Raw genomic sequence first — 25,132 nt, 5'->3', positions numbered from 1 at the left:
AGCCTGTTTCAAGATGGACATGATCTGACTGTCAGTAAATTTAGATGTTTTCATGCAGAATCTCCTGCTCGTATCTTAAGAGAAAATTCTACTTTTAGATCCTATTATTTTTAGGGGGGATTACCATTCAGTTTCTGTCGAGTATCTACATGGTAGTCATGGTGAATTCCAAAATATAGTTTTAGGCATTTCAGATTTAGAAAATAAAGCTTTAAAAAATTTAAAGGCTTATGGCTTTACCAAGTATCATCAAAAACTTTTTAAAGATACAGATTATCTATTTTTAGATGAGTACAAGAGAAAGATTATTTCACATGATAAAAGAATTAGAGAATTTGAAAGAGATTATCAACAGGAGGATAAAGTTTCTCAAAGAAAATTTTTTGAACTAGGAGAAAAATTAAATCTTTATTTTTTCATTTGGGGACATTCCTTAGATATTTCTGATAAAGACTATATTGTTGATTTATTCTCATTAAATAATGAAATGGATCGTAATGTAAGAGTTATGGTTTATTATTTAAATAGGTCTGCTAAGTTTTCATTACTTAACAATCTTTTAGCAATTCTAGGTAAAGAAAAAGTAGAACATTGGATGAAAAATAAATGGCTTCAATTTAAACAAAATCCTGAAATAAAGTTTCAGACTGAAGAAAGAGCAGAGTTCGGGGAAGTATCCTAAAACTATTAAAAGCAAATCTGCTAAAATTTCCTCTTTCTATTTTAGACAAAGTTTAGCCTGCTTAAACGAGCAGGGTGACAATAAAAACTCCCATGCAAAACATCCAAACCCAAAAACTGACCCGTGCCACACTCATGTTCCCGCTGGCACTGGTCTTGTTTGAATTTTCCGTCTATATCTGTAATGACCTGATCCAACCAGCCATGCTATCGATTACCCGTGATTTTGGGGTAAGCAGTTCATGGGCGCCATCCTCCATGTCCTTTTTCCTGTTAGGTGGGGCATTTGTTGCAGCGATCCTGGGGCCATTATCCGATCGTCTTGGACGTAAAACCGTGCTCTTGGGCGGCGTGGCATTTTTCACAATTAGCTGTCTGGCAATTTTACTAACACCCAATATCGAAAGCTTTTTATTCCTGCGTTTCTTACAAGGCTTTGGACTGTCCTTTATTACCGCCGTAGGTTATGCCGCCATTCAGGAAAGCTTCGAAGAGCGCGATGCCATCAAAGTCATGGCACTCATGGCCAATGTTTCTTTACTGGCGCCATTGCTCGGGCCGGTACTGGGTGCCTTTATGATTGATCATATTTCCTGGCATTGGGGCTTTATCGGCATTGCATTTCTGTCATTTTTAAGCTGGTTTGGCCTGAAAGCCAAAATGCCAAACCTGAAAGTCAGTGTTCCGAAGCAGCCGTTTAGCTATATTCTGGATGACTTTAAACAGGTTTTAAAAAATAAACGCTTTGTGATTATGACCGCGGCACTACCTTTGGTCAGCCTGCCGTTGATGTTATGGATTGCCTTATCGCCTGTAATTCTGGTCGAGAAATTTGGATTCAGTAGCGTGCAATATGGTCTGGCACAGTTTCCGGTCTTGGGCGGCTTGATTATCGGTAATCTGGTTTTGCTAAAAATCATCGACAAAATGCCGCTGGGGAAAACTGTACTCTTGGGTGTGCCATTGATGCTGTTTGGTACAGGCTTATTAATACTCGGTCTGTTTATTCCAGATTATTTTGTGCATTGCCTGATTATCGGCACCACCTGTATCAGCCTTGGTGAAGGCGTAAGTTTCTCGGTGCTGTACCGTTTTGCACTGATGTCTTCTGAAGTGTCCAAAGGTACGGTGGCTGCTACGGTTTCGATTATCCTGATGCTGAGCTTTTTCGTGGTGATTGAAGCAGTTCGAATGGCTTATGAAGCCTATGACATTTGGGCCTATTGCATCGCCTCTTTCATTTTGATTGCATTGTGGTTTACTTTGCCGCGTCTGAGCTTAAAGCAGATTATTTCTGAGCGGAAGGTGAGAGGGGAGTTTTAAAGCTCCTTCCTTTTATAAAGGAAGGCTATACCCTCTCTCTAACTCTCTCCCAGAGGGAGAGAGGATTTTAATATCTATTGAAGCTCAGCGACTGGCTGCTCTAGTTTCTTTAATTTCAGATCAAACAAAAATGGCCCAAATGGCAAAATTGAAGCGATCAGGCCCATCAAAAACATGCTGAGCGACCATTTTTGCTTTTCACAGACCGCAAATAACACCACTAAAAACAGCACAAATAGTACGCCATGTCCCATACCAACATATTTCACTAAGATCGGATTATCCATCATGTATTTGACTGGCATCGCGATAAATAAAAGTAGCAGAAATGAAATCCCTTCAAACAAACCGACCAGACGTAAAGTTTTGATGTTCATAAGACATACTGATTTAATTAAATTAACCCTGAGTGTACCCAATATAAATTGAAGATTAAATCTTAAAAATAAAAATATATTCAATATTTATAATGAGTTATAACCGAGTAAAGCAGTTGGTTATTTAGTTTCACGATACTATCATTGATGGCATAACTGCAAAAAAAAACTTTAAGTTTTCCGGCAATAAACTGATCTATTTCAAGAGTAAAAAAGTTATTTAGATGCCAACTCTAAAGAAAATTTCATGAAAAAAGACGAGCAGATTGCCCGTCTTTTTCTTTTTATATCTACACTAATCTGTTTAGATCACACCGCATGCAATGCGGTCACCACCACCACCTAATGGCAAGGGGTTGTCAGAATAGTTGTCGCCGCCGGCATGAACCATAATGGCACGACCCTGAAGATCCGCCAGTTTCAAACGTGGTGCAAGCAGGGTGACACGCGCAGTACCGTCAGTATTGACTTTTAATGCGGGCAAATCACCGAGGTGACCGGTCACCGGGGTACCATGATTGGGGGACTGGTTCGGATTGTAATGACTACCGGCAGCCAGTGCTGCACCCATCTTGCCATCTTTCATGGCGGGTGCACATGAACCATTTTCGTGAATATGGAAACCTCGCTCACCAGCAGGGAGCTGTTTCAGGTTGGTACGTATCACCAGACCGGCTGGACTGTCACTGAGTAATACGGTGCCAATCTCTTGACCTATCCCCTCAGCGGTTACTGCATTTACACTCACGGCTCTGACCAGTTCATTCGATGGAGAAGTCGAGGCGCAACCTGTGAAAAGTGCAGCACTGAGCGCACAAAGTGTCGTAATTTTAAACAATGAAGACATGGTATTGGCATCCTGATCTTTATTCTGTTTTGTAAATCTATTGAAACAGAGCAAGATCAGAAGCTCTATATAGAATCAGTACTTAAATGTTTTGTTTTGTTTAAGTCGACTCAATTTGTGCTTTAAGGTGCTTTGGGCGGTGTGTCTTCGGTCTGTGGATCGATGTCATGTGCCATGGTGGCTTTAGGCATCATTAAGGGTTCATTCAAATTACTTTCATGTAACCATTCACGCCAAATTGCCAGCAAGACTGCAAGAATCACTGGACCAATGAAGACGCCGACCAGACCAAAACTGGCAATACCGCCCAGAACACCAAACATAATCAACAGGAATGGAATTTGTGTTGCGCCAGAAATCACCAGTGGACGAATTACGTTGTCGGCCGTGCTGACAATACAGACACCCCAAGCCATCACCCCAATCGCCTCAATCGTCTGTCCCTGTGAAAAGAGCCACAGTGATACTGCACTATAAGCCACCGGTGGGCCGAAAGGAATCAGGGCGAAAATAAAGGTCACAATGGTCAAGACCATCGGATTCGGTACACCCGCGACAAAATAACTCAGACCTGCCAATAAAGACTGGGCAATTGCAGTCAAACCAACGCCATAGACCACCGCACGTGTAGTGGCAGAAATGGTAGAAAAATAATGATGCACACGTGGCCCGACTACCATCTCAAAAGCTTTACGCACCTGATTTAAAATGGTCTGACCATCACGGTAGAAAAAGAACAGCGAAAGTATCGCAAAACACAATTTAAAGATATTTTTACTGACTTCATTCAATACCACTTTGCCGTAATTCAGATGACCTTGAATCCAGCTCGAGATCGATAGCGCGATACTGTTTGGATCGGTATTGATTTCATTTAAAGTTCGGCTAATTTCCTTGCCGACAATCGGAAGGCCACGAATAAAATCCGGTACATCCAGATGACCGGAAAAGACCTGTCGCTGCAATTCAAAATACAGATTACGACCTTCATGCTGCAACATAAAAATGGCGAAGATAAATGGCAGACCAAACACCAGAATCACGGCCAGAATCATCACGGTTGCACTCAGCGTTGGCCGATTGCCGCACATGCGTAACACCGACTGATACAAGGGCCAAGTCATATAGGCGATAATCGCTGCCCAAACTACAGGGATGATGAAATATTTGAGTATATGAAAACTCAAAAAAATCAGGATAAAGAACAATCCAAATAATAAGACTTTTTGTAATGTAGGCGCGTACTGTTGCACTGAATTTAATGGCTCATTTTTTAGGTCGTGTTCAGGCATATTAACTGAAAAAAAAGCGATCGAAAATGACGGCTTGGTAAGTAGCGTGATTATTTTCCCAAAGCAGTGTTAGGATTCAGCGGACTGGCTTAAAACCACTGACTGGGATCATCGATAATGGCATTCAGCACCGGTTGCCATTGATCCTGTAATTCCCGATAGATTTTTTGAGGTTTATCAAAGACTGACAGACCTTCCATAGCCAGACGGCTATAAGGTGCACGTTCTGAAATCCAGGCCACCGGCTGCTGGTCGATCTTGTCAAAAAACTGCTGTATGTCCTGATTACTGGCTGCATTCGGTTTGGTACGGTTGGCCAACAGTAAAATTTCAACCTTGCCTTTACGAATCCGCTTAATGTCCTGCAAATGCTTGAGAAAACGGCGGGTCGAATCAATATCAAAAAATGAAGGCTGGATCGGAATAATAATCGCATGCGCTTCACTGATCAGCTGCTCGGCATGATCTTCAGTCAACGCTCCCGGTGCATCAATGATCAGATACTCAATCTGCTTCGGTGCATCACCAATGGATTTGTGATTGCGCCAGTCCAGACTTTGAATCGGCATGGCCTGTTCCGGACGTTGCTTGAGCCATTGCAATGCCGATTTCTGGTTATCGGCATCGGCCAGCGCCACCTTATAACCTTTTTGTGCGAGTGCTGAGGCTAGACTAATCGCTGTCATGGTTTTGCCACAACCGCCTTTCTGATTCGCAACTAAAATTGTTTTCATGACTCAAGGTGATTTTATTCTGTTCCTGCCTAGCATATCATTCTTTTCAAGCGTACCAATGGCTGATGTTTTCAACTTCAGTCGAATGTTGTGCTGAAAAAATAAAGTAAATTAGGAAGATTGAATGTCCATATGGATGGCCATGCTGATTGGCACATGTATCGGGGTGGTGCTGACCACCATTATTTTAAGTCAGACACGCAATGGACGCATCAAGGCTGAATATGAGCAGTATATTGCCGAGCTGGAGCTAGAACATCAGCAGGCATTGATCGCCGCGCAAAAACGCAGTGTCAATACCAGCAGGGCAGTCCTGAAAGGCAAAATGGCGGAACAGCTCGCACCGATCATGCCGGAATTTCAATATCTGCCCAGTGATGCCAAGTTTCTGGGCGATCCTGTCGATTATGTGGTCTTTGATGGCTACAGCGATTTCAGAGACGGCGAAGGCGAAGCAGAGGATATTGAAGTGGTATTGATTGATATCAAAAGTGGTGGAGCACGTCTGACCAAAGGTCAGCAAGCGATTGCCCGTGCAGTTCAGGAAGGGCGGGTGCGTTTTGAAACCATCCGGATTGATTTCGATGATTGAGCACGACCAAGGAAAGAATAAGAAATTATGCAGAAATTACTGATCACTGCGCTGCTGTTTATGCTTGGACTGTGGGTCTGGAATGAGTTTTTTCGTGCGATCCCACATCTGGAAGAACGAGGTGTCTTGAAAAACTTTTCGGTAAAGCCGATTCAACCCATTTCAGCTACATTTACTGTGCATGATAAACGTTTCGTTAAACCGAATCGTCGTGTCTTGCATCAGGCCAGCCCTATGGTTGGACATTTTAATGATCTGGCCTATGTCAGTAATATCGATGTGCTGTTGCTCAGCCAGTCACTGCCAGCCATGCAGGCAACATTAGTATTTGATCAAGCAAAACGCTGTTATCAAATCGAGGAACAAATCAGCCAGGCTGAAGCTGAATTTCTCAGCACGCATATCCGGCATTTTAGTCTGATCGCTGCCAACGAGAAAATTGCCAATCAGATTCGCAGGCTAAAATCAGGGCAGAAGATTACACTCAGCGGTGATCTGGTCACAGTACATTCAGGAAGCACGGGACAGGAATTTCAGGTGGGTACAGGCTCGGAATATCATGCCCATTGTCAGTTGCTGCGTGTGACTCAGTTGCAGCAACATTAACGGCAAAACGAAAATAAATTAGCCTTGCGGTTTACGCAGTCGAGCCAGCAGCATACGCTGGCCAATCTTCGGAATCCCTGCGGCATTGATATAATTCAATTCTTCAATTTCAAAACCAGTTTCCAGTAAGGCAGTTTCAATATCCCGGTTTAAATGACAGCCATCTGCGACTTTCTTCTGAATCGGGGTGAGTAAATGCTGCAGGCGCTGGATATTTAAATTTTGTCGATTCAGCACATGTTCGACCACATGCAAGTGACCGCCCGGTTGTAGCACACGATAAATCTCACGCAGACTTTGGCCGAGGTCAGCAATACTACACAGCGTCCAGGTCGAGATCACATGTTCTAGACTATGTTTTGCAAAAGGCAATGCTTCTGCGCTGGCCTGAATATGTTCAACCTGAAAAGCAGCCTGCTGGATGCGCGGTTCTGCCAGCTTGAAAATGGCCGGATTGGGTTCTACGGCATAGACCAGATCTACTTCTTGATAGAAAGGCAGATTCAGCCCTGTACCAAAACCAATTTCCAGTACTTCACCAGAAATGTTCAAAAGCAATTCACGGCGTAAATCCATCAAGGACGGCGTTTGCATCACCTGATTTAAAAGGTGCGGAAAGATGTGTTGTTGATAAAGTTGATACAGCATTTGGGTTGTTTTAATTTAATCTGAATGTATTTTAGCTTAACTGAAAAATACAATATTCGGGAATGCCCAAGCTGACTAAATACACCCAGTTTGTTACCAAGTTCAACTGTTTATTCATTAAAAAATACGTAAGATCAAGGAAGATATCCTTAAAACGTTTGATCAACTCGATTAGGATTAGATTAAAAATGATGTTCAAACACTTTAAACATTATGCTTTGTTGGCCGGTTTGTTGCTGCCTATTTCCAGCTATAGCTCGGTCGATCACAATATTGCCAAAGGTTTGCCACCTGTGGTCAAAGGACAGTCGATTTCCGTCTTGCAGCCTTTTAAAGGCGATTTCCGTATTTTGGGTTCCAAAGTCTATAGCGCTGATCCACAGGCCAAATTCTCTCCGATTGATTATGCGGTGAGTTGGGGGCTGTTTGCTGAACCTGAAATTGCCCGACATATTAGTGTCAATCAATATGACCGTTATCTGAACTGGAAAATGGATCGGGTGCCCGTGCCGGTAGAACAAGCCAAGCAGATGGTGTCCAATATGCATATCATTCCGGCCAATCCTGAAATTGCCAAGGCCATTAAAAAGGTGAAACGTGGTGATCTGGTGCGTATGCAGGGTGAGCTGGTTGAAGTGCGTGATAAAGATCTGGTCTGGACTTCTTCATTGACCCCGACCGATACCGGTGATGGCGCCTGTGAGGTATTCCGTGTCAGTTCAATTCAGTGGATTGAACAGGTTGGGAAAAGCTAAATTAAAATTTGCTATTTAGATGCCTATAAAAAACCGCTCTTATGAGCGGTTTTTTATACTGATAAACTGCTTATTTAGCAGTTAAAGCCTGACCTTCAAATGCAATGCCATCCCAGCCATTTTGCATAAACTGGCGGATATTCTGATGATCGCTGGCTTGAGGCGTCGCTTGTACAGCTGCATAGTGCTCGGCAAACAGGCTTAAGGTTTGGGCCTGATCCAGCCCATTGAGTCGTGCAAAGGCAAAAACTTTGGCGCTGCCTTGGTTTTCAGTGGTTGCATTGCTCTGCTGGCCATTTTTAAATGCAGTCGGGGTATGGGTATAACGCGTTTCGATATAGGCAATCACATCTGCAAACTTTGCCTCACCTGCGGCCAATTGTGCCAATAAATCTTGTGCCATACTGTTTTCCCTTTGCAATCAATAAAAATTCGATGCGATGAATATAGCAATTTTCTTGCGAAGTTCCATGGTATTTAATAGGTTTTCAGTTCAAGATAATCATGAAAATGATTCATAATTAATTCGAAATTTCGGATCAAATCAACTGGATCAATAAATAGAATAGGAACGTATATGGGCTGGCTTTGGGTGGCAATCGGCGGGGCAGTGGGTGCCAGTTTACGGTATGCAGCAGGGCTCTGGTTGCTAAAACCACAGATACAATTTCCTTGGCCGACTTGGTGGGTCAATATTCTGGGCTGCTTATGTGCAGGGATCTTTTTTGCCTGTAGCCAAAAATATCCAATGCTGCAACAGGAAGCACGTCTGTTTTTAATGGTGGGGATACTGGGCGGATTTACCACATTTTCCAGTTTTGGTCTGGAAAGCTTTCAGCTTTTGAAACATGGCGCCGTAGGTTTAGCTCTATTGTATGCGCTGTCGAGTGTAATTGTTGGAATTATCGTTCTGGCGCTGGGTTTTTACTTGACTTCACTGGCTTTGGCTCAAAGCTGAAACAGACATAAAAAAGTCAGGAAACTGGAGGTTATTTCCTGACATAAACCACGATTTGAAGATCAAGATAATCGACGGTTTTTAGTTTTAGCCACGTTTAAAGCGGCCAAAACGTTTATTAAAGCTTGCCACGCGACCTTCATTGCTGGTTTGACGCTGCTCGCCAGTATAGAAGGGATGAGAAGCACTTGAAATATCAAGCGTGACATAAGGATATGTTTTACCTTCATATTCTTTAGTCTGGCTAGAGTTCATTGTGCTGCCAATCACAAAATAAGTATTGGCATTGGTGTCATGGAATAACACTTCACGATACGCTGGATGAATATCTGAACGCATATATAATTCCCTTATGATTCTTAATGAAATGTTATAATATAACATTTGGTATTTCAAGTCATCTAGAGTTACAGCGTGTAAGCCTTTGGGGTCAAAATTAACCTCGACTCGGCACCAGTTCTTCAAATACATCACTCAGATCATCATGAACTTTTAAATGAATCAGGTTCCAGTATTGTCCTGAAATCGTCCGGTTCACCATGAGCGTATCTGGAGATGGCTTAAACACATCCCAATATTTTAGAGAAGGTTTGAGCAACTCCATGCCATCATGATGGGCCGAGTTTTCAGCAAAATCATAATGGGTGACCAGTGGACGCATCAGAACTTCCAGCCATTGTTCATACAATTCAGTCGGGAATTTTCCGGTTTCAGTCAAGGAATGCAGTGCATCTAACTGTTGCTCGATCACGGGAATATTCTTCTCGCGTGCGGCATGAATAAGTTCCCGGAAATGCCCAATCACTTCAGTCGAAAGAGTCTTAACGCCACCATAATCATAAACAATCACAGAGCCATCTTCACGAAAGGCAAAGTTGCCCGGATGCGGGTCACAGTGAAAGCGTTTCAGATAAAAAATTTCCTGACCAATCGCACGCAGCAGACGGCGCCCTAAGGCATTGCGGGTTTCCTGTGGCCAGGTGCTGGCGGTTTCAATACTTTCTCCCATTTCCTGACTCAAGGTTAGAATATGCCGTGAAGAATATTCATGAAAAACCTGTGGAATCACAATTTTATGATCCAGGGATTCATGGAAGGCGCGGGCAACTTCTAGGTTCTGAGCTTCAATTTCATAGTTGAGCTCATTGTCCAGACTGTGCTGGATTTCTTTAAATAACTGATCCTGAAGTTTACGGTCAATCTTTAAAACGCCCATCATGCGTAGCGCCAGACGTACCTGTTTCAGGTCACTTTCACAGGCTTCATCGACCCCCGGATACTGTACCTTGACCACCACTTGCTGGCCATTGGGTAAAGTGGCTTTATGTACCTGACCAATCGATGCTGCGGCAAAAGGCTGTTCATCAAACTGTTGAAATAATTGCTGTAAAGGTTTACCGAGTTCCTTTTCAATTTGCGCCTGAATGTCCTTAAATGGCATGGGCGGTGCCTGACGTTGCAATTTGGCAATGGCTTTGGCAACTTCGGGTGGAAAAATATCTTTATATTGCGAGGCGATCTGACCAACTTTCATGACCGCGCCTTTCATTTCTCCCAAGGTATCCGCGATTTGTATACCAATATCCTGAAATAATTTGCTGCGCGCAGTATTTTTCTGCTCTTCGTCGGCAGTTAAATTTTTAATTGAATTGGATAGGGTTTTACCTGCAATACTTGCGGTCATTCCGGCAAGTTTCATAAAGCGACGACCGGGTGTGCTAGCCGTTTTTGCCATGCGAGATTCCTTGAAACCAACAATTATTTGATGTATTTGATCATAGGTGACAAAGATTCAATTGCCTAGATTTAATTGTAGAGGTTGTGTTGTGATTTTCTTTAACTTCTCCATCTTTAGTGCATGATCTTTGATTTATCAGAAGATTTTTATTCCTCTCCTGTACTTAAACCCAAACAAGATTCCTGAATACATCATTGTTTTAGGTTAGGCTGCATAATCATACTAAAGGTTGTTTTAATCCCAAAAGTATAAATAAAACAACTCGCAGTAATGAAGAAAATTCAATGAAAGCCTATCGATATTTTACTGCTCAAGATGATGTGTATTTTTGTGTGCGTATCACTTAAACTTTAAATACAGGACCTAAGTTAGATGATTCACCCACCATGCGCTTTAATGGCACGGAGGTGGTTGTAGAGCCGCTGCTGATCAAAGATGTGATAGACGAATCAGAGATTTCCAAAGCATTAAAAAATGCGCTGGATCCTGAATCGCAGCGCATTTTCCAGCTTGAATTAATCGGCTGAACGCATTGAGTGGTCGAGACTTAAACGTTTATTGTTGCCATATAAACGAGCTAATAAAAGTACACAGGCCACACTCAGACCCACAATCAGGCCAACCCAGACACCGGCTGCGCCCATGTCGGTAAAGCGGGACAGATACACCCCGACCGGGAAGGCAATCACCCAGTAAGCCAGCATGGTGATCCACATAGGGCCTTTGGTGTCCTGCATCCCACGCAGACAACCTGCTGCACTGATCTGCCAGCCATCCATTAGTTGATAAGCAATCGCAAACAGAATCAGATAGACCGCGATTTGGGTCACGATCATATCCGAGGTGTAGAGCGCCACGATTTCATTACGGAACACCCAAAGCAAAATCATGGTCAGGATTGCCAGAATAGTGGCAGTGATCAGGCCGAGATATTGCACTTTACGCATTGCCTGCCAGTTCTGTTCGCCATAATAGGTGCCGACCCGAATGGTCAGGGCAATCGCCAGTGACATTGGAATCATAAACAGCTGTGAGGTCACTGAAATGGCAATCTGATGCGCAGCAACAATGGTTTCTCCCAAAGGGCTGAGCACGATCGCCGCAGTACTAAAAATACTGACCTCAAAGAAAATCGCCAGTCCGATCGGCAGACCAAGCTGCAAGATGCGTTTCATCCATTCCGGGTTGATTTTTTCCCAATGAGTAAACGGCTGGGTGCGTTGATAGGCTTTATTCTTAAAAATATACAGTGCCAGAGTAATGACCATTAACCACTGTAAAATTGCCGTAGCAAAACCACAGCCGGCACTACCCAAGGCTGGAACAGGGCCAATTCCATACATAAATACATAGTTCAGTGGAACCAGCAATACCAGTGCCAATAGGCTGATGACGGTCACCGGGCGTGGATGACCAATCGCTTCTGAATAGCCACGTAAGGCGGCATACATAGTCACTGCCGGCATACCAAAACCAATTGCATGCAGGAATAAACCGGCTTTAGGCTGCAAGCTTTCCGGTACACCTAAGATTGGTAAAGTCGCTGGCAACAGCTGCAAAATCAGGCCAGCAATAATCCCCAGAATCAGGGCCACCCAAAGTGACTGACGGGCAATGGTGGCAATTTTTTCAGGGGTACGTGCGCCATTCGCTTCAGCCACCAAGGGTGTCGTGGCAATCATGATGCCGCTAAACAGCAGCATCACCGGAATCCACAGACCCACCCCGACTGCAATTGCTGCAAGATCGGTCGCAGACAGATGACCTGCCATAATGGTATCAATCAGGCCCAAACCTGCCTGGGAAAATTGGGTCACCAGAATAGGTAACATCAGATGAAACAGTTTTTTTAATTCAAAACCAAAGGTCGTAACCGGTGTAACATTCGACACAAAAATTACTCATCGTGATCATGTGCTTAAATAGAGGGGTTTAGCGTTGTAAAGTGAGAAGCACACCAATAAAAATTACTCCGCCGCCTAAAAGACGTTGCCAGTTAATCGGCATTTTTTCGTTGCCCAATAAACCCAGATGATCGACCAGCATCGACATGGCCATCTGACCAAAAATAATCAGGCCGCTAAGCACCAGAAAGCCAAGTTTGGGGGCTGCATAAATGCTCATACTAATCGCGTAGACACCCACGATGCCCCCAAGCCATAAATACCAGGGAACATTCATTAATTCCTGTACACCGGGTTTGGGATTGGACTGAAAAAGTACAATCACAGCGAGCACTATTGTACCAATCAAAAAGGAAAAAAATGCAGCTTGCATAGGAGAATATAAATATTCTTTCAGTTGCGTGTTAATTGCGGTTTGAAGCGTCAGCAAAACACCAATTGCAAAGACTAAAGGAAGTAAAATAATCAGTTGAGAAGATATTTTCATAATTTTAACTGTCTAATTCTATTTGAGTTTTTAGATATAACCCGGTGATCATTTTAATTTTAGCAGTGTTGCTGTCGAGTCATGTTAAAATTCAGCTATATCTTGTAGTCGTTTTTGAGTAGTTCTTTGGCTGAATTGAATCCTGCTGTTATCCCATTGTCTTTATATATTCATATGCCATGGTGCGTGCGCAAATGTCCGTATTGTGACTTTAATTCGCATGCTGTTCCTGATGGTGAATTATCACTGGAACTAGAACAGGAATATTTACATGCCTTGGTTGAGGATTTTAAAACGCAGGTCGATTTTGCCCAAGGCCGCCAGATTCATACTGTATTTATTGGTGGCGGTACGCCGTCGCTGATTTCTGCTCAAGGTTATCAATGGCTATTTGATCAGTTGCAAGCCATTATTCCCTTTGCAGAAGGCTGTGAAATTACGCTGGAAGCAAATCCTGGTACGGTAGAGCATGACCCATTTGCAGGTTATTTGCAGGCCGGCATTAACCGTTTGTCGATTGGGGTGCAGAGTTTTAATACTGACCATCTTAAACGCTTGGGTCGGATTCACAGCAATGAAGATGCGATTTCTGCGATTGGATTGGCGCGTGAAGCAGGCTTTCAACGAATTAATGTCGATTTAATGCATGGCTTGCCTGAGCAGACTTTAGATCAGGCCTTGCATGATTTAAAACTTGCGGTAGAAAATGGCGCGACACATATTTCCTGGTATCAGCTGACGATTGAACCGAATACGGTATTTTTCCGTACCCAACCTATTCTACCGGTAGATGATGTACTTGAAGAGATTCAGGAGCAGGGCGAAATTTATCTCAAAGCTCAAGGCTTTATCAATTATGAAGTTTCTGCCTGGCGTAAAGAACTACCTTCAGCGCATAACCTGAATTATTGGCAATTCGGCGATTATCTGGCGATTGGTGCGGGTGCACATGGCAAAGTGACTCAACCTGATGGCGTATATCGTTTCCAGAAAACCCGCTTACCTAAGGATTACTTAGCCAAAGTACCTGCTGAACATTTGCAGTTTAAGCGTATTGAAGCTGAAGAGATGCCATTTGAGTTTATGATGAATGCGCTACGCTTAAATCAGGGCGTAGAGGCTAAATTTTATATCGAGCGTACTGGTCAAAGTTTGGATACTTTACAAGATTTATTAAGCTCTTTACGTAAACGAAAATTAATGATCTATGATCAAAACCGGCTTGCATGTACCGAGCAGGGGCATATCTTCTTAAATTCGGTACTGGAAGAATTTCTTTAACTGATTTTTATTTTCTGAACATTTTTCAAAGACCTTCATAAATCTATATGGGGGGTTTTTATTGTGCAGATTTTACCAGATCAGGAATTTTTAGCTTGGCATAGAGCACACCGGTTTTTAAATCAAACAAATAAGCTTTAAAAGCTAGAGTTGAATAAGAGAAATTACAAGCACAAAAAAAGCACTCTAAGAGTGCTTTTTTTCAATATCTTGCTTCTAAATTATAGAGCAACGATATTTACAGCTGTAGGGCCTTTTTGACCTTGAGCTACGCTGAAAGAAACCTTTTGGCCTTCAACTAAAGTTTTGAAACCTGAACCAGTGATTTCGCTGAAATGAGCAAAAACGTCTGGACCTGATTCTTGTTGAATGAAACCGAAACCTTTAGTTTCGTTGAACCATTTTACTGTACCGTTAACTGTATTAGACATAATGTAACCTATTGAATCGTATGAATTTATAGCCAAAATTTCAGATGACTAACTGTAACTTTGAAAAATAAAAAGGATGGAGCTTTTTGATCTGTAATACGAAGGTTTATGACTAAAACTGCGATACTTAAAAGAAACTAACCAAAACAAGAATTTTTCTAGTTGGGATTATCATACCGCTTATTTTGAGATATACAAGCGTTTTATTTATCTAATTTATTAGGCTATTGAAAAATATAAAATTAAACCTGTATATTTTGTATTCAGATCAGTGTTTTTAGGGTTTTAAAAGGGTAGCTCTCAATCAAAAGAGCGCCGAAGCGCTCTTTGTAATTCAATTTACAGCTTAGTAATCAAAACTAAAGTGCTCTGGCGCCAGTGCGGTCATGGTTTTGGATGGATTCACCATCGCTTCAGCATGACCTTGGGTACGAGGCAGAATACGTTCGAAATAGAAATCAGCGGTTTTGATTTTTGCTTTATAGAACTCAGGTACTTCTGCGCCATCGCCAGAAGCCAGTTTGGCTGAGGCAACTGCGGCTTGCTGCGCCCAGAAGTATGCCATCATCACATAGCCCGAGAACATCAGAAAATCGACTGAAGCAGAAGAGACGATGTCGCGGTCTTTACGGGCTGCCAGCATGATTCGAACAGTTAATGCATTCCACTGGGCACATAGCTTGGTGAGATCCCAGGCAAAACGGCGCATATATTTATTACGCGCATGCTGACCACAGAATTTCAGGATTTCAGCGGTGTAATCACGAATCACTTTGCCTTTCGAGGTTAACAGTACTTTACGACCGATCAGATCGAGTGCCTGTACACCTGTCGTTCCTTCGTACAAGGTAGAGATACGTGAATCACGCACGATCTGTTCCATGCCCCATTCTTTGATATAGCCATGACCACCAAAGATTTGCATACCGTGATTCGATGCTTCATAGCCCATTTCAGTCAGGAAGCCTTTTAGAATCGGGGTATAGAAACCTAAGTGATCATCATGCTGTTCAAAGGCAGCGGTATCGCCACGCAATAAAGCATCATTCATGTTGTCGGCAATTTGCGCAGCATGATAAATCATGGCACGGCCACCTTCGGCAATGGCTTTTTGCGTCAACAGCATACGGCGTACATCGGCATGATGAATGATGGCATCCGCCACTTTTTCCGGATCTTTTTTGCCAGACAGGGCGCGCATCGACATACGTTCTTTGGCATACGGCAGAGCACCTTGGAAGGATAACTCCGCATGACAGATGCCTTGAATCGCAGTACCAATACGCGCAGTGTTCATGAAGGTGAACATGGCATGCAAGCCTTTATTCGGTTCACCAATCAAGTAACCCGTGGCCTTGTCGAAATTCAGCACGGCTGTTGCTGAGGCACGAATCCCCATTTTATGTTCAATCGAACCGCAATTGACTGGATTGCGTTCACCGATGCCACCATCGGCAGCAGCAATAAATTTCGGTACGATAAACAGTGAAATGCCTTTAGTACCTTGCGGTGCATCCGGAAGGCGCGCCAGCACGATATGTACGATATTTTCAGTGAGATCGTGCTCGCCTGCGGAAATAAAGATTTTGGTTCCTGAAATGGCATACGTGCCATCTTCTTGCGGCTCGGCTTTGGTTTTAACCTGACCCAAGTCAGTACCACATTGCGGCTCAGTCAGACACATGGTGCCAGCCCAAGTACCCGCAACCAGATGCGGCAGATAGGTATTCTTCTGCTCATCGGTGCCGTACTGGATAATGGTATTGATACAGCCCACGCTTAAACCCGGATACATCTGGAATGACCAGTTTGCAGTTCCCATCATTTCCGATTTGATCAGGTTTAAAGACATTGGCAGGTTTTGACCACCAAACTCTTCAGGATAAGACAGACCTTGCCAGCCACCTTGGACGAACTGATCATAAGCGTCTTTAAAGCCCTTAGGCGTTTTCACTTCGCCATTTTCAAAATGACAGCCTTCAGCATCACCGCTTTCATTCAGAGGTGAAAGTACATTTTCACAGAAATCTGCTGCACCTTCCAAGATCATGTCTACCGTGTCGGTATCGGCATATTCACCATTCGACAAATTCTGGTAGTGCGCAGGGTAATCGAGCACTTCATTCATAAGGAAGCGAATGTCGTGTAAAGGGGCTTTATATGCTGGCATGCGTTTAATCCTGATTAAAATAGTTTTGGATTATCTGTATCGATTCTTTGATTATTCATATTTGAGATAAAAAAACATTGATAAGGCAAGCAAATAAAAATGTCAGAAAAGCGAATCGAGTCTTAGAGCCAACCAATAAAATCGGATGATTTCATCTTCTGGCTGTCAGCGTACAGAAAGGTTGAAAACTTCTTATCTGATTGGACTTTAATGAATTGAACACCAGATTGTCTAGTGCTACTTTTGTATGAATTGTACTCAATTGTTATCAATAAAAAATTCAAGTTAAAAATGTCATTAAATCCAGTAGCTGAATTTTTAGTCTTTAATAATGGAGTTAAGATCAATTCGGATTGTTGTTACAACCCGAATTCTCTGGTCAAAATAACTGGATATTTATAGAAAATCTTTTAAATCTGGTTTGATGCCATTCCAGATAGAAAAAGATTCCAGTGCCTGACCGACCAGCATGCCAAAGCCTTCAGATGTTGGCACAGCACGTGCTTTGGCCTGATCAAGGAAGGAGGAAGGCTTGCCATAGGCCATTTCATAGGCATAGTTAAACTGTAAGGCTTCTGGAAGCAGCAAAGCATCACCGCTGAGACTGGCTGAAGTGGCATTGATCACCAGATCAAACTCACCTGCAAGATGTTCTAGTGAAATAGCCTGTAATTCGAGCTGCGCTACAGCATCCTGCAGATCCGCAACCAGTTGTTCAGCGCGTGCCAAGGTGCGATTGGCAATCACAATTTTTTTTGCGCCTGCCTGGGCGAGAGGATAGATCACGCCACGGGTTGCGCCGCCTGCACCGATAATCAGGATGTTGGTATTTTCCAGCGGCCAGTTGAGTGCACGAATCGCATCGACCAGACCTTGACCATCAGTATTATCGCCATGCAAAATACCATTTTTCATCCACAGGGTATTCACTGCCTTGGCAATTTTGGCTCGCTCACTGAGCACCTGACACTGGGCAAAAGCCTGCTCTTTAAACGGCACGGTGACATTCATCCCGATTCCGCCATGGGCAAAAAACTCCTGAATATTGGCCTCAAAGCCATCCAGTGGAGCCAGACGTTTGCTGTAATTTAGATCAATTCCGGTTTTTGCTGCAAAAGCATGATGCAATTCTGGAGAGCGTGACTGTTCAATCGGATTACCAATCACGGCAAATTGTTTGCTCATTTCACAATGTCCATGTGCTGAAATGAGCATCAATATACGTGAAAAAGCGCAGGGACTAAAGCCTGCGCTGTTTTAAATAAGGGGGCTGGAAGTGCGGTTTAGGAACTGCAGATGTCCATAATATGTTCTGCAAATACCAGCGCCATACTAAGCACAGCTCCGACCACAGTCAGGATACTCACCAGAATAGCCGCGCCATCCAGAAGCAGATTATGACTCAAAACGGCGGTACTCATCGCACTGATGGCGAGAGCCAGAAAAAGCCAAAAGGCAAAAACAGGAAGATTTAATTGAAGATGATGCATTGTTATTCTCACTAGACATCTAATAGATTGTGATCGATGTAGCGATAGGATGCCGCGACCAAATCAGGGATTACTCTGCAGCAGTATAGAGGAATAATGGATTAAAACAGCCCTCTATTTGAGGGCTGTTTGTATCATTTCATTGCAGTTGATTTTAATTCTGTGAGCCAGTCATGGGGTTTCAGATAGTAATCGGTCAAACGCTTTTCCGGCGAGCCTTCATCCCATTCAGGACGATAGGACCAGCCGGTCAGCGGAGGCAAGCTCACCAAGATTGATTCAATTCGGCCGCCGGTCTGCAAACCAAATAGCGTACCGCGGTCATAAACCAGATTGTATTCGACATAACGGCCACGACGATACAACTGGAACTCGCGTTGTGCTTCGGTATAAGGCTTATCCTGATTACGCTGGAAAATCGGCAGAATCGCCTCTAGATAACCATTGCCTACGGCCTGTATATACTGGAAACAGGTATCAAAATCCCACTGATTCAGATCATCAAAGAATAACCCGCCGACACCACGCTGTTCATCACGATGTTTTAAATAGAAATAATCATCACACCATTGTTTATGTTCAGGATAAATCTCTTCACCAAATGGCGCACACAGATCATGCGCCGTCTGATGCCACGAAAGGACATCTTCATCATTTGGATAGAACGGCGTCAGGTCGAAACCGCCACCAAACCACCAGATTGGATCTTGCCCTTCTTTTTCTGCAACGAATAAACGCACGTTGGCATGTGAGGTTGGTACATTCGGATTTTTCGGATGGATGACCAGCGATACACCCATCGCTTGCGCCTTGGCACCGGCAATATTGGGATGGCGTTCAGTGGCTGAAGCGGGCAGTTTGGAAATATTGATATGGGAGAACATCACCCCGCCTTTCTCAATCACGGTACCATTTTGCAAGACACGCGAACGGCCACCCCCACCTTCAGGACGTTCCCAGTCATCAATGATAAATTCGGCCGTACCGCCGCCAGCACGCTCCTGTTGTTCCAGTGCTGCACAAATCCGTGCCTGCAAGTCGAGGAGAAATTCACGAACGCGTTGAATATCCGCAGATGTAGGATGCTGCATCAGAGCCTCGTAGGAAAATAAAAAACTAGCTACATCAAAGCATAAAATCAGTCAAAGATTAAGGTCTATTTAGCAATGTAGTGGATTGAACCAGGCTTTAAATTTGAGTATTGATGGACAGAATGGGGCATTAAATCCGACCAAATGGCTAGGTTGAATTCTTTTTTCAAGCTCCGCACAATAACTTGCAAGCGCTCATGGGTTTGGGCATTTCTCGATGGTAATAGGTGGGTGTCATGTCGGTACAGGTCAATTCCCTGATTCAAAAATATAATGTTCCCGGTCCCCGCTATACCAGTTATCCGACCGTTCCATATTGGGAAGAGCAGAATTTCTCACTGGAACAATGGAAGCAAACGCTGAAAAAATCCTTTACTGAATCCAATCAAAGTGAAGGCATCAGCCTGTATATCCATCTGCCATTTTGCGAAAGCCTGTGCACTTTTTGCGGGTGTCATAAGCGAGTCACGAAAAAACATGAAATGGAACAGCCCTATATTCAGGCAGTGCTGAAAGAGTGGGATTTGTATTGTGAGTTGCTGAAAGATAAGCCGGTCATTAAAGAAATTCATTTGGGTGGGGGAACACCGACTTTCTTTTCTGTTGAGCATTTGACTCAACTGATTCAAGGTATTTTGGCCAAAGCAGACATAGCGCCTGTGCATGAATTCAGTTTTGAAGGGCATCCGAACAATACCACGCGTGAGCATTTACAAGGCTTGTATGATCTGGGCTTTCGCCGGGTCAGTTATGGGGTGCAGGATTATAATGAAACCGTGCAAAAAGCCATTCACCGGATTCAGCCCTATGAACATGTCAAACAGGTAACCGAATGGGCGCGTGAAATTGGCTATGAGTCGATTTCGCATGATCTGGTGTTTGGCCTGCCTTTTCAGCATCTGGACGATGTCTTAAATACCATTGAGCAAACCAATTCACTTCTGCCGGATCGTTTGGCTTTATATAGCTATGCACATGTGCCCTGGATTAAAGGCAATGGCCAGCGCGGTTTTAAAGATGCTGATGTACCCAAAGATGCAATCAAACGTGAATGTTATGAAGCGGCCAAAAAGAAACTGCTGGCGCATGGCTATCATGAAATTGGCATGGATCATTTTGCTTTAGATACAGATGGCATGTACCAGTCCTTTCAAGCTGGAACATTACACCGCAATTTTATGGGATACACCGCCTCTAAAACTCAAGTGATGATCGGTTTAGGAATTTCTTCGATCAGTGATAGCTGGTACAGCTTTGCCCAGAATGTGAAAACTATTGAAGAATATTATGCCTGTTTAGCTCGCAATGAAATTCCGGTATTTAAAGGACATGTCTTAAATCAGGAAGATTTGATTATTCGTCAGCATATTCTGAATTTGATGTGCAGCTTTAGTACCTCATGGGAAAAACCCGAGCTATTTTTCCCTGAAATCGATCAGGTGGTGGAACAGCTTAAAGAAATGGCACAGGATGGTTTGATTCAAATGACAGACTCATCAGTCACGATTTTGGAGAAAGGGAAACCATTTGTACGTAATATTTGTATGGCTTTTGATTTACGTTTAAAGCGACGCATGCCGGAGAACCGGATTTTTTCGATGACGATTTAACACTTAATCCATCCCAACCCTCCTTTAAGAAAGGAGGGAGTTTTCTCCTTTTTTTGAAAGAAGGAAAAGCCTCCCTGAGCAAGACTTAAGCATTGCTTTAAGTCGAAGCGCAAGAAAGGGAGGTTTGGAGGGATTTATTAAGGGGAGGATTTAAAAATCATCCTTCTGATAAAGATGCGCCATACGTTCATGTTTGGTTTTGAGATATTGCTCATTAAACGGATTTAAGCCGACGGTGAGGGGCACCCGATCGACCACATTAATCCCTTGGGCTTTTAAAGCTTCAATTTTTAAAGGATTGTTGGTCACCAGACGTACCGCTTTGACCTGCAAATGATCCAGCATAATGCTGCACATGTCATATTGACGTGCATCAGCCGGCAGATTAAGCATTAAATTGGCATCGACCGTATCATGTCCCTGATCTTGCAGGGCATAGGCACGAATCTTGTTGGTCAGGCCAATACCGCGTCCTTCCTGACGCAAATACAGAATCGCCCCGCGACCTAACTCATTGATCAGCTTTAAAGTCGCCTGCAATTGCGGGCCACAGTCACATTTCAGTGAAGCAAAGGCATCACCGGTTAAACATTCAGAATGTACACGAACCACGACTGGCTCGTCAGAAACTTCTTCAAGTCCTTTAGACAGCGCGACATGTTCTTCGCCAGTCTTAGGGTCTTGAAATACAGTAATTTTAAATTCACCGTGAGCGGTAGGTAATCTTGACGTTGCGACAAATTCGATTGGCACAGCTGAACCCGTTAAATCCTGAAAGTGGCTAAAGTATAGCGTAATGATTGAACATTGGTAGAATTGCAAAGTCGAAATTCTGTATTAGATTTTCTTTTTTGTAGAAAGCAGACGATAATAGTTGATAAATAGTAAGATTATTCAGGATAATCGTAGCCTGCGATTTTTTCACCCCGATGAGATCATTGTTTAATATTGCATCGCTAGAAGCGTAGCTGAATTGAAGCTGCTACAATTCAGCTATATGATCGGGTACTCCCCATTGACCTAGCTTTAGATTTGCCAGGCTTTAGAAGGCTTTGCCATAATATGCTGTATACAGAAATCCCTACTCAACGCCCTGTAACACCGTTGCTGGATACGATCAATCATCCTGAGCAACTACGTTTACTCGAGCAAAGCCAGCTAGCGCAAGTGGCAGATGAGTTACGTCAATTCATTTTGTATGCTGCCGGGCAAAGTGGTGGACATTTTGGTGCCAACCTCGGTGTTATTGAACTTACGGTGGCTCTGCACTATTGCTTCAATACTCCACATGACCGTCTGATCTGGGATGTGGGGCATCAGGCCTATCCGCATAAGGCACTGACCGGTCGTCGTGAACAGCTCACTACTATCCGGGCCAAAGATGGTCTGGCAGCCTTTCCGGCACGTGAAGAATCTGAATTTGATACCTTTGGGGTAGGGCATTCTTCGACGGCGATTTCTGCTGGTCTGGGCATGGCCTTGGCACGTCGCTACCAGAACAAGCCATGTGAAGTGGTATCGATTATTGGAGATGGCGCCATGACGGCGGGTATGGCCTTTGAAGCCTTGAACGATGCCGTCGCACACAATGCCGATCTGATGGTGGTGCTGAACGACAATGACATGTCGATTTCTTGCAGTACTGGCGGTTTTGCCAAGCATCTGGCGGCGATCTGGGAGCGCGGTGAATTCGTTAATATTACCGAGGAAGGTGAAGCTTACGTACAGCCGCATCCGGAGTGGCTGTATAACTCACGCTTGCACTGTGCCGCGACTGATGCCGCAGATAACCTATTTAAAGCCATCGGCTTTGACTATTTTGGCCCTTATGATGGTCATGATGTCAAACAACTGGTGCATGTATTTAAAGCGCTGAAAAAGCGTACAGGCCCACGTCTGATTCATATCTATACTAAAAAGGGCAAGGGCTTTGCGCCGGCCGAATCGGATCAAATCAAATATCACGCGATTAGCAAGCTTAATGCCCTTACCGCTGCCAAGACTGCACCGAAATATTCGGATGTATTTGGACAGTGGCTCTGCGATGAAGCAGCACAGGACTCGCGCTTGCTCGCGATTACACCGGCCATGTGCGAAGGCTCAGGTATGGTGCAGTTTGCCAAAGAATATCCGGAACGTTTTTTCGATGTCGCGATTGCAGAGCAGCATGCCGTGACGCTGGCTGCGGGCATGGCCTGTGAAGGCTTAAAGCCGGTCGTGGCAATTTATTCGACCTTCCTGCAACGTGGTTATGACCAGCTGGTACACGATGTGGCCTTACAAAATCTGGATGTGACCTTCGGTATTGATCGTGCTGGTCTGGTCGGTGAAGATGGCCCGACCCATGCCGGTGCCTATGACTATGCCTATATGCGGACGATCCCGAATATCGTGATCATGGCACCAAAAGACGAAAATGAATGTCGTCAAATGCTGCATACCGCTTATTTATATCCTGGGCCGGCAGCTGTGCGTTATCCACGTGGTAATGGCTTAGGGGTGGATATCCAGCAAAAGATGCTTGAAATTCCAATCGGTCAGGCGGAAATTGTCGCCAGCTTTAATGCGCAGTGTGACGAATATATTTCTGTGCTGGCTTTTGGCAGCCGGGTACAGGCCGCAGTCGACGCCGCTGAAGCCTTTGCAGTGAAACATGAGATTGGTGTGCGTGTTGTGAACATGCGTTTTATCAAACCTCTTGATACGCAAATGCTGGATGATCTGGCATCAAGCACCAGTCTGTTTGTGACAGTAGAAGAACATGCCGTGATGGGCGGTGCTGGTAGTGCTGTGAATGAATATCTGGCAGAAGCACAGATTGTGAAACCGCTGCTGAATCTTGGTTTAGACGACACATTTATGGCTCAGGCCACGCATGCACAAATGCTGCATCAGGCAGGATTGGATGCGCAAGGTATTGAAAAATCAATGAATCAAGCCTGGTCAGCCTTGGGGCAAAGCGTTTTGTCATAAGTTCTTAAAAATTTTAGACACATTTTCTCCAAAAAAGCCCTGATATTTGCTAAGATATCGGGGCTTTTATGCATTATTCTTTATCAGTTTCTTTAAATTTGTAGTGGGTGTTCAATGGAACCTATGGTGGTGATGGCTGCGCGTGCGGCTCAGTTAGTTGGTCAAGAGCTTTTAAAAGCGCATCAGAATCGTCATAAACTCGATCTACAAGTCGAAGAAAAAGGAATTGATGGTCCAGTAACGCGTGTAGATCGTTATTTGGAGCAGTTGACCATCGATACCCTACGTAAAAGCTATAAAAATCACAGTTTCCTTGGTGAAGAGTTTGGCTATCAGGAAGGTAATGGTCACGACGCCGATTGGTGTTGGGTGATCGATCCACTGGATGGTACTTTAAACTTCATTAACGGTTTCCCGCATTTCTGTATCTCTATCGCAGTTCAGCACAAAGGCATTACTCAACACGGGGTGATTTATGACCCGGTGAAAGATGAGCTATTCTCTGCCAGTCGTGGTCGTGGTGCCATGATGAACCAGCGTCGTATTCGTGTGAATGTCAAAGACAGCCTGGAAAATACCTTTATGGCTGTTGGTCACGCTTACCGTGCTAAACGTAATGGCGAAGTTGTATCTTATGCCAAGAACCATTTTCAAAGTTTGTTAAACGTGACTGAAGCTGGCGCGCAATATCGTCGTTCAGGTTCTGCGGCATTGGATTTAGCCTATGTTGCTGCAGGCCGTTTTGATGCTTACTTCGAACTTGGTTTAAAACCTTGGGATATCGCAGCGGGCGAATTGATCGTGAAAGAAGCAGGCGGTACTGTAGTTGATGCACGTGGTGGTAGCGACTCTATGGAAAATGGTCAAGTTTTGGCTTGTTCAATGAAAATGCTTAAACCTTTAATGCAAGCAGTTGTTCCTGCTTGGGGTGAAGCAGCAAAATAATCGGGTTTAGATGAAATATATCTAATTTTCAGAAAAGGCATCCTTCGGGATGCCTTTTTTAGAGCAGTAAAATAGTTAAGAAGGGAGGTAGAGTATATTTCTCACATGATATGAATATTGGAAATATCAAGTGAATTGGCGAAAACTGCCTTTTTATACCGGTTGTTACATTTTTTATTCATATTTAAGTGTATGAAAT

Annotated in this window: 27 protein-coding genes; 11 read left to right on the top strand and 16 right to left on the bottom strand. The window is 43.8% G+C overall.

Annotated features, from left to right (window positions below; translation table 11 throughout):
• Nucleotides 1–85 precede the first annotated feature (85 nt).
• Complete coding sequence (locus FTU87_RS13505) at nt 86–682, top strand: AbiH family protein (protein WP_180097628.1); 597 nt, start codon at nt 86–88, stop codon at nt 680–682.
• Nucleotides 683–774: 92 nt separating this feature from the next.
• Nucleotides 775–2,004: an MFS transporter gene (locus FTU87_RS13500; RefSeq protein WP_180049884.1), complete on the top strand. Its 1,230-nt coding sequence runs from the start codon at nt 775–777 to the stop codon at nt 2,002–2,004.
• A gap of 74 nt (nt 2,005–2,078) precedes the next feature.
• On the opposite strand, the gene FTU87_RS13495 is transcribed toward FTU87_RS13500, so the two are convergent.
• From FTU87_RS13495 to FTU87_RS13480, 4 genes are all read right to left on the bottom strand, one after another.
• The gene (locus FTU87_RS13495; protein WP_005094233.1) at nt 2,079–2,381 is read right to left on the bottom strand and encodes a DUF3817 domain-containing protein; all 303 of its coding nucleotides are present in this window, start codon (nt 2,379–2,381) and stop codon (nt 2,079–2,081) included.
• A 304-nt stretch (nt 2,382–2,685) separates the two neighbouring features.
• A complete protein-coding gene (gene sodC, locus FTU87_RS13490; protein WP_159138642.1) occupies nt 2,686–3,228 on the bottom strand; it encodes a superoxide dismutase family protein in 543 nt (180 codons plus the stop codon).
• Nucleotides 3,229–3,350: 122 nt separating this feature from the next.
• Nucleotides 3,351–4,481, bottom strand: a complete 1,131-nt coding sequence (locus FTU87_RS13485; RefSeq protein ID WP_370982120.1) for an AI-2E family transporter — start codon at nt 4,479–4,481, stop codon at nt 3,351–3,353.
• Nucleotides 4,482–4,609: 128 nt separating this feature from the next.
• Nucleotides 4,610–5,254, bottom strand: coding sequence for a ParA family protein (locus FTU87_RS13480; RefSeq protein ID WP_005094230.1), 645 nt, complete (start codon nt 5,252–5,254; stop codon nt 4,610–4,612).
• Between the two features lie 124 nt (nt 5,255–5,378).
• Between FTU87_RS13480 and FTU87_RS13475 the strand changes: the two genes are divergently transcribed.
• Complete coding sequence (locus FTU87_RS13475) at nt 5,379–5,846, top strand: Holliday junction resolvase-like protein (protein ID WP_180076120.1); 468 nt, start codon at nt 5,379–5,381, stop codon at nt 5,844–5,846.
• Nucleotides 5,847–5,873: 27 nt separating this feature from the next.
• Nucleotides 5,874–6,452, top strand: coding sequence for a hypothetical protein (locus FTU87_RS13470; protein ID WP_180097620.1), 579 nt, complete (start codon nt 5,874–5,876; stop codon nt 6,450–6,452).
• A gap of 18 nt (nt 6,453–6,470) precedes the next feature.
• Here FTU87_RS13470 and FTU87_RS13465 read toward each other — a convergent pair whose 3' ends face one another.
• Complete coding sequence (locus FTU87_RS13465) at nt 6,471–7,100, bottom strand: class I SAM-dependent methyltransferase (RefSeq protein WP_180097618.1); 630 nt, start codon at nt 7,098–7,100, stop codon at nt 6,471–6,473.
• 191 nt (nt 7,101–7,291) lie between these two features.
• On the opposite strand from FTU87_RS13465, the gene FTU87_RS13460 reads away from it, so the two are divergent.
• Nucleotides 7,292–7,855 (top strand): hypothetical protein, encoded by a 564-nt coding sequence (locus tag FTU87_RS13460; protein WP_034608360.1) that lies wholly within the window; start codon nt 7,292–7,294, stop codon nt 7,853–7,855.
• A gap of 70 nt (nt 7,856–7,925) precedes the next feature.
• Here FTU87_RS13460 and FTU87_RS13455 read toward each other — a convergent pair whose 3' ends face one another.
• Nucleotides 7,926–8,258 (bottom strand): HopJ type III effector protein, encoded by a 333-nt coding sequence (locus tag FTU87_RS13455; protein ID WP_180075512.1) that lies wholly within the window; start codon nt 8,256–8,258, stop codon nt 7,926–7,928.
• Nucleotides 8,259–8,432: 174 nt separating this feature from the next.
• Here FTU87_RS13455 and crcB point away from each other — a divergent pair, with 174 nt between their 5' ends.
• Nucleotides 8,433–8,813: a fluoride efflux transporter CrcB gene (gene crcB / locus FTU87_RS13450; RefSeq protein WP_180097616.1), complete on the top strand. Its 381-nt coding sequence runs from the start codon at nt 8,433–8,435 to the stop codon at nt 8,811–8,813.
• A gap of 87 nt (nt 8,814–8,900) precedes the next feature.
• On the opposite strand, the gene FTU87_RS13445 is transcribed toward crcB, so the two are convergent.
• Together FTU87_RS13445 and FTU87_RS13440 are read right to left on the bottom strand one after the other, a co-directional pair.
• A complete protein-coding gene (locus tag FTU87_RS13445; protein WP_180097614.1) occupies nt 8,901–9,152 on the bottom strand; it encodes a type B 50S ribosomal protein L31 in 252 nt (83 codons plus the stop codon).
• Nucleotides 9,153–9,249: 97 nt separating this feature from the next.
• Entirely contained in the window at nt 9,250–10,548 is a 1,299-nt protein-coding gene (locus tag FTU87_RS13440; protein ID WP_005094220.1) for an AarF/ABC1/UbiB kinase family protein, read from the bottom strand.
• 389 nt (nt 10,549–10,937) lie between these two features.
• Between FTU87_RS13440 and FTU87_RS15315 the strand changes: the two genes are divergently transcribed.
• A complete protein-coding gene (locus tag FTU87_RS15315; protein WP_005094217.1) occupies nt 10,938–11,078 on the top strand; it encodes a hypothetical protein in 141 nt (46 codons plus the stop codon).
• On the opposite strand, the gene FTU87_RS13430 is transcribed toward FTU87_RS15315, so the two are convergent.
• Nucleotides 11,067–12,443, bottom strand: coding sequence for an MATE family efflux transporter (locus tag FTU87_RS13430; protein WP_005094210.1), 1,377 nt, complete (start codon nt 12,441–12,443; stop codon nt 11,067–11,069). The two genes, FTU87_RS15315 and FTU87_RS13430, sit on opposite strands and share 12 nt — an antisense overlap.
• 40 nt (nt 12,444–12,483) lie before the next feature.
• Complete coding sequence (locus FTU87_RS13425; RefSeq protein WP_005094208.1) at nt 12,484–12,942, bottom strand: DMT family transporter; 459 nt, start codon at nt 12,940–12,942, stop codon at nt 12,484–12,486.
• A 126-nt stretch (nt 12,943–13,068) separates the two neighbouring features.
• On the opposite strand from FTU87_RS13425, the gene hemW reads away from it, so the two are divergent.
• Nucleotides 13,069–14,223: a radical SAM family heme chaperone HemW gene (gene hemW / locus FTU87_RS13420; RefSeq protein WP_180097626.1), complete on the top strand. Its 1,155-nt coding sequence runs from the start codon at nt 13,069–13,071 to the stop codon at nt 14,221–14,223.
• A gap of 221 nt (nt 14,224–14,444) precedes the next feature.
• Here hemW and FTU87_RS13415 read toward each other — a convergent pair whose 3' ends face one another.
• The 5 genes from FTU87_RS13415 to hemF form a co-directional block, all read right to left on the bottom strand.
• The gene (locus FTU87_RS13415) at nt 14,445–14,654 is read right to left on the bottom strand and encodes a cold-shock protein (protein WP_004281542.1); all 210 of its coding nucleotides are present in this window, start codon (nt 14,652–14,654) and stop codon (nt 14,445–14,447) included.
• A 346-nt stretch (nt 14,655–15,000) separates the two neighbouring features.
• A complete protein-coding gene (locus tag FTU87_RS13410; protein WP_100357830.1) occupies nt 15,001–16,824 on the bottom strand; it encodes an acyl-CoA dehydrogenase C-terminal domain-containing protein in 1,824 nt (607 codons plus the stop codon).
• A 396-nt stretch (nt 16,825–17,220) separates the two neighbouring features.
• Nucleotides 17,221–18,009: a shikimate dehydrogenase gene (aroE, locus tag FTU87_RS13405; RefSeq protein ID WP_005094203.1), complete on the bottom strand. Its 789-nt coding sequence runs from the start codon at nt 18,007–18,009 to the stop codon at nt 17,221–17,223.
• 98 nt (nt 18,010–18,107) lie between these two features.
• Entirely contained in the window at nt 18,108–18,314 is a 207-nt protein-coding gene (locus tag FTU87_RS13400) for a hypothetical protein (protein ID WP_005094202.1), read from the bottom strand.
• A 134-nt stretch (nt 18,315–18,448) separates the two neighbouring features.
• The gene (gene hemF, locus FTU87_RS13395; RefSeq protein WP_005094200.1) at nt 18,449–19,405 is read right to left on the bottom strand and encodes an oxygen-dependent coproporphyrinogen oxidase; all 957 of its coding nucleotides are present in this window, start codon (nt 19,403–19,405) and stop codon (nt 18,449–18,451) included.
• A 236-nt stretch (nt 19,406–19,641) separates the two neighbouring features.
• Between hemF and hemN the strand changes: the two genes are divergently transcribed.
• Nucleotides 19,642–21,015: an oxygen-independent coproporphyrinogen III oxidase gene (gene hemN, locus FTU87_RS13390; RefSeq protein WP_005094198.1), complete on the top strand. Its 1,374-nt coding sequence runs from the start codon at nt 19,642–19,644 to the stop codon at nt 21,013–21,015.
• A 150-nt stretch (nt 21,016–21,165) separates the two neighbouring features.
• On the opposite strand, the gene ribA is transcribed toward hemN, so the two are convergent.
• Nucleotides 21,166–21,768: a GTP cyclohydrolase II gene (gene ribA, locus FTU87_RS13385; protein ID WP_005094196.1), complete on the bottom strand. Its 603-nt coding sequence runs from the start codon at nt 21,766–21,768 to the stop codon at nt 21,166–21,168.
• 309 nt (nt 21,769–22,077) lie between these two features.
• Here ribA and dxs point away from each other — a divergent pair, with 309 nt between their 5' ends.
• Together dxs and FTU87_RS13375 are read left to right on the top strand one after the other, a co-directional pair.
• Entirely contained in the window at nt 22,078–23,988 is a 1,911-nt protein-coding gene (gene dxs, locus FTU87_RS13380; protein WP_005168753.1) for a 1-deoxy-D-xylulose-5-phosphate synthase, read from the top strand.
• A 114-nt stretch (nt 23,989–24,102) separates the two neighbouring features.
• On the top strand, nt 24,103–24,933 hold the full coding sequence (locus FTU87_RS13375) for an inositol monophosphatase family protein (protein ID WP_034608351.1): 831 nt from the start codon (nt 24,103–24,105) through the stop codon (nt 24,931–24,933).
• Nucleotides 24,934–25,132: the final 199 nt, after the last annotated feature.

Source organism: Acinetobacter sp. YH12156 (assembly GCF_013418235.1).
Classification (GTDB): Bacteria; Pseudomonadota; Gammaproteobacteria; order Pseudomonadales; family Moraxellaceae; genus Acinetobacter; species Acinetobacter pseudolwoffii.
The sequence above is the reverse complement of the archived record's forward strand: the minus strand, read 5'-3'. Positions and strand labels throughout refer to the sequence as shown.

What these genes read in the sequence shown, in the direction of transcription:
- FTU87_RS13415 (WP_004281542.1), bottom strand. Translation starts at nt 14,654, where the DNA reads ATGTCTAATACAGTTAACGGTACAGTAAAATGGTTCAACGAAACTAAA.
- FTU87_RS13410 (WP_100357830.1), bottom strand. Translation starts at nt 16,824, where the DNA reads ATGCCAGCATATAAAGCCCCTTTACACGACATTCGCTTCCTTATGAAT.
- aroE (WP_005094203.1), bottom strand. Translation starts at nt 18,009, where the DNA reads ATGAGCAAACAATTTGCCGTGATTGGTAATCCGATTGAACAGTCACGC.
- FTU87_RS13500 (WP_180049884.1), top strand. Translation starts at nt 775, where the DNA reads ATGCAAAACATCCAAACCCAAAAACTGACCCGTGCCACACTCATGTTC.
- FTU87_RS13480 (WP_005094230.1), bottom strand. Translation starts at nt 5,254, where the DNA reads ATGAAAACAATTTTAGTTGCGAATCAGAAAGGCGGTTGTGGCAAAACC.
- sodC (WP_159138642.1), bottom strand. Translation starts at nt 3,228, where the DNA reads ATGTCTTCATTGTTTAAAATTACGACACTTTGTGCGCTCAGTGCTGCA.
- crcB (WP_180097616.1), top strand. Translation starts at nt 8,433, where the DNA reads ATGGGCTGGCTTTGGGTGGCAATCGGCGGGGCAGTGGGTGCCAGTTTA.
- hemF (WP_005094200.1), bottom strand. Translation starts at nt 19,405, where the DNA reads ATGCAGCATCCTACATCTGCGGATATTCAACGCGTTCGTGAATTTCTC.
- FTU87_RS13465 (WP_180097618.1), bottom strand. Translation starts at nt 7,100, where the DNA reads ATGCTGTATCAACTTTATCAACAACACATCTTTCCGCACCTTTTAAAT.
- FTU87_RS13455 (WP_180075512.1), bottom strand. Translation starts at nt 8,258, where the DNA reads ATGGCACAAGATTTATTGGCACAATTGGCCGCAGGTGAGGCAAAGTTT.
- dxs (WP_005168753.1), top strand. Translation starts at nt 22,078, where the DNA reads ATGCTGTATACAGAAATCCCTACTCAACGCCCTGTAACACCGTTGCTG.
- FTU87_RS13425 (WP_005094208.1), bottom strand. Translation starts at nt 12,942, where the DNA reads ATGAAAATATCTTCTCAACTGATTATTTTACTTCCTTTAGTCTTTGCA.
- FTU87_RS13400 (WP_005094202.1), bottom strand. Translation starts at nt 18,314, where the DNA reads ATGCATCATCTTCAATTAAATCTTCCTGTTTTTGCCTTTTGGCTTTTT.
- FTU87_RS13460 (WP_034608360.1), top strand. Translation starts at nt 7,292, where the DNA reads ATGTTCAAACACTTTAAACATTATGCTTTGTTGGCCGGTTTGTTGCTG.
- FTU87_RS15315 (WP_005094217.1), top strand. Translation starts at nt 10,938, where the DNA reads ATGCGCTTTAATGGCACGGAGGTGGTTGTAGAGCCGCTGCTGATCAAA.
- hemN (WP_005094198.1), top strand. Translation starts at nt 19,642, where the DNA reads ATGTCGGTACAGGTCAATTCCCTGATTCAAAAATATAATGTTCCCGGT.
- FTU87_RS13375 (WP_034608351.1), top strand. Translation starts at nt 24,103, where the DNA reads ATGGAACCTATGGTGGTGATGGCTGCGCGTGCGGCTCAGTTAGTTGGT.
- FTU87_RS13440 (WP_005094220.1), bottom strand. Translation starts at nt 10,548, where the DNA reads ATGGCAAAAACGGCTAGCACACCCGGTCGTCGCTTTATGAAACTTGCC.
- FTU87_RS13445 (WP_180097614.1), bottom strand. Translation starts at nt 9,152, where the DNA reads ATGCGTTCAGATATTCATCCAGCGTATCGTGAAGTGTTATTCCATGAC.
- FTU87_RS13475 (WP_180076120.1), top strand. Translation starts at nt 5,379, where the DNA reads ATGTCCATATGGATGGCCATGCTGATTGGCACATGTATCGGGGTGGTG.
- FTU87_RS13470 (WP_180097620.1), top strand. Translation starts at nt 5,874, where the DNA reads ATGCAGAAATTACTGATCACTGCGCTGCTGTTTATGCTTGGACTGTGG.
- FTU87_RS13495 (WP_005094233.1), bottom strand. Translation starts at nt 2,381, where the DNA reads ATGAACATCAAAACTTTACGTCTGGTCGGTTTGTTTGAAGGGATTTCA.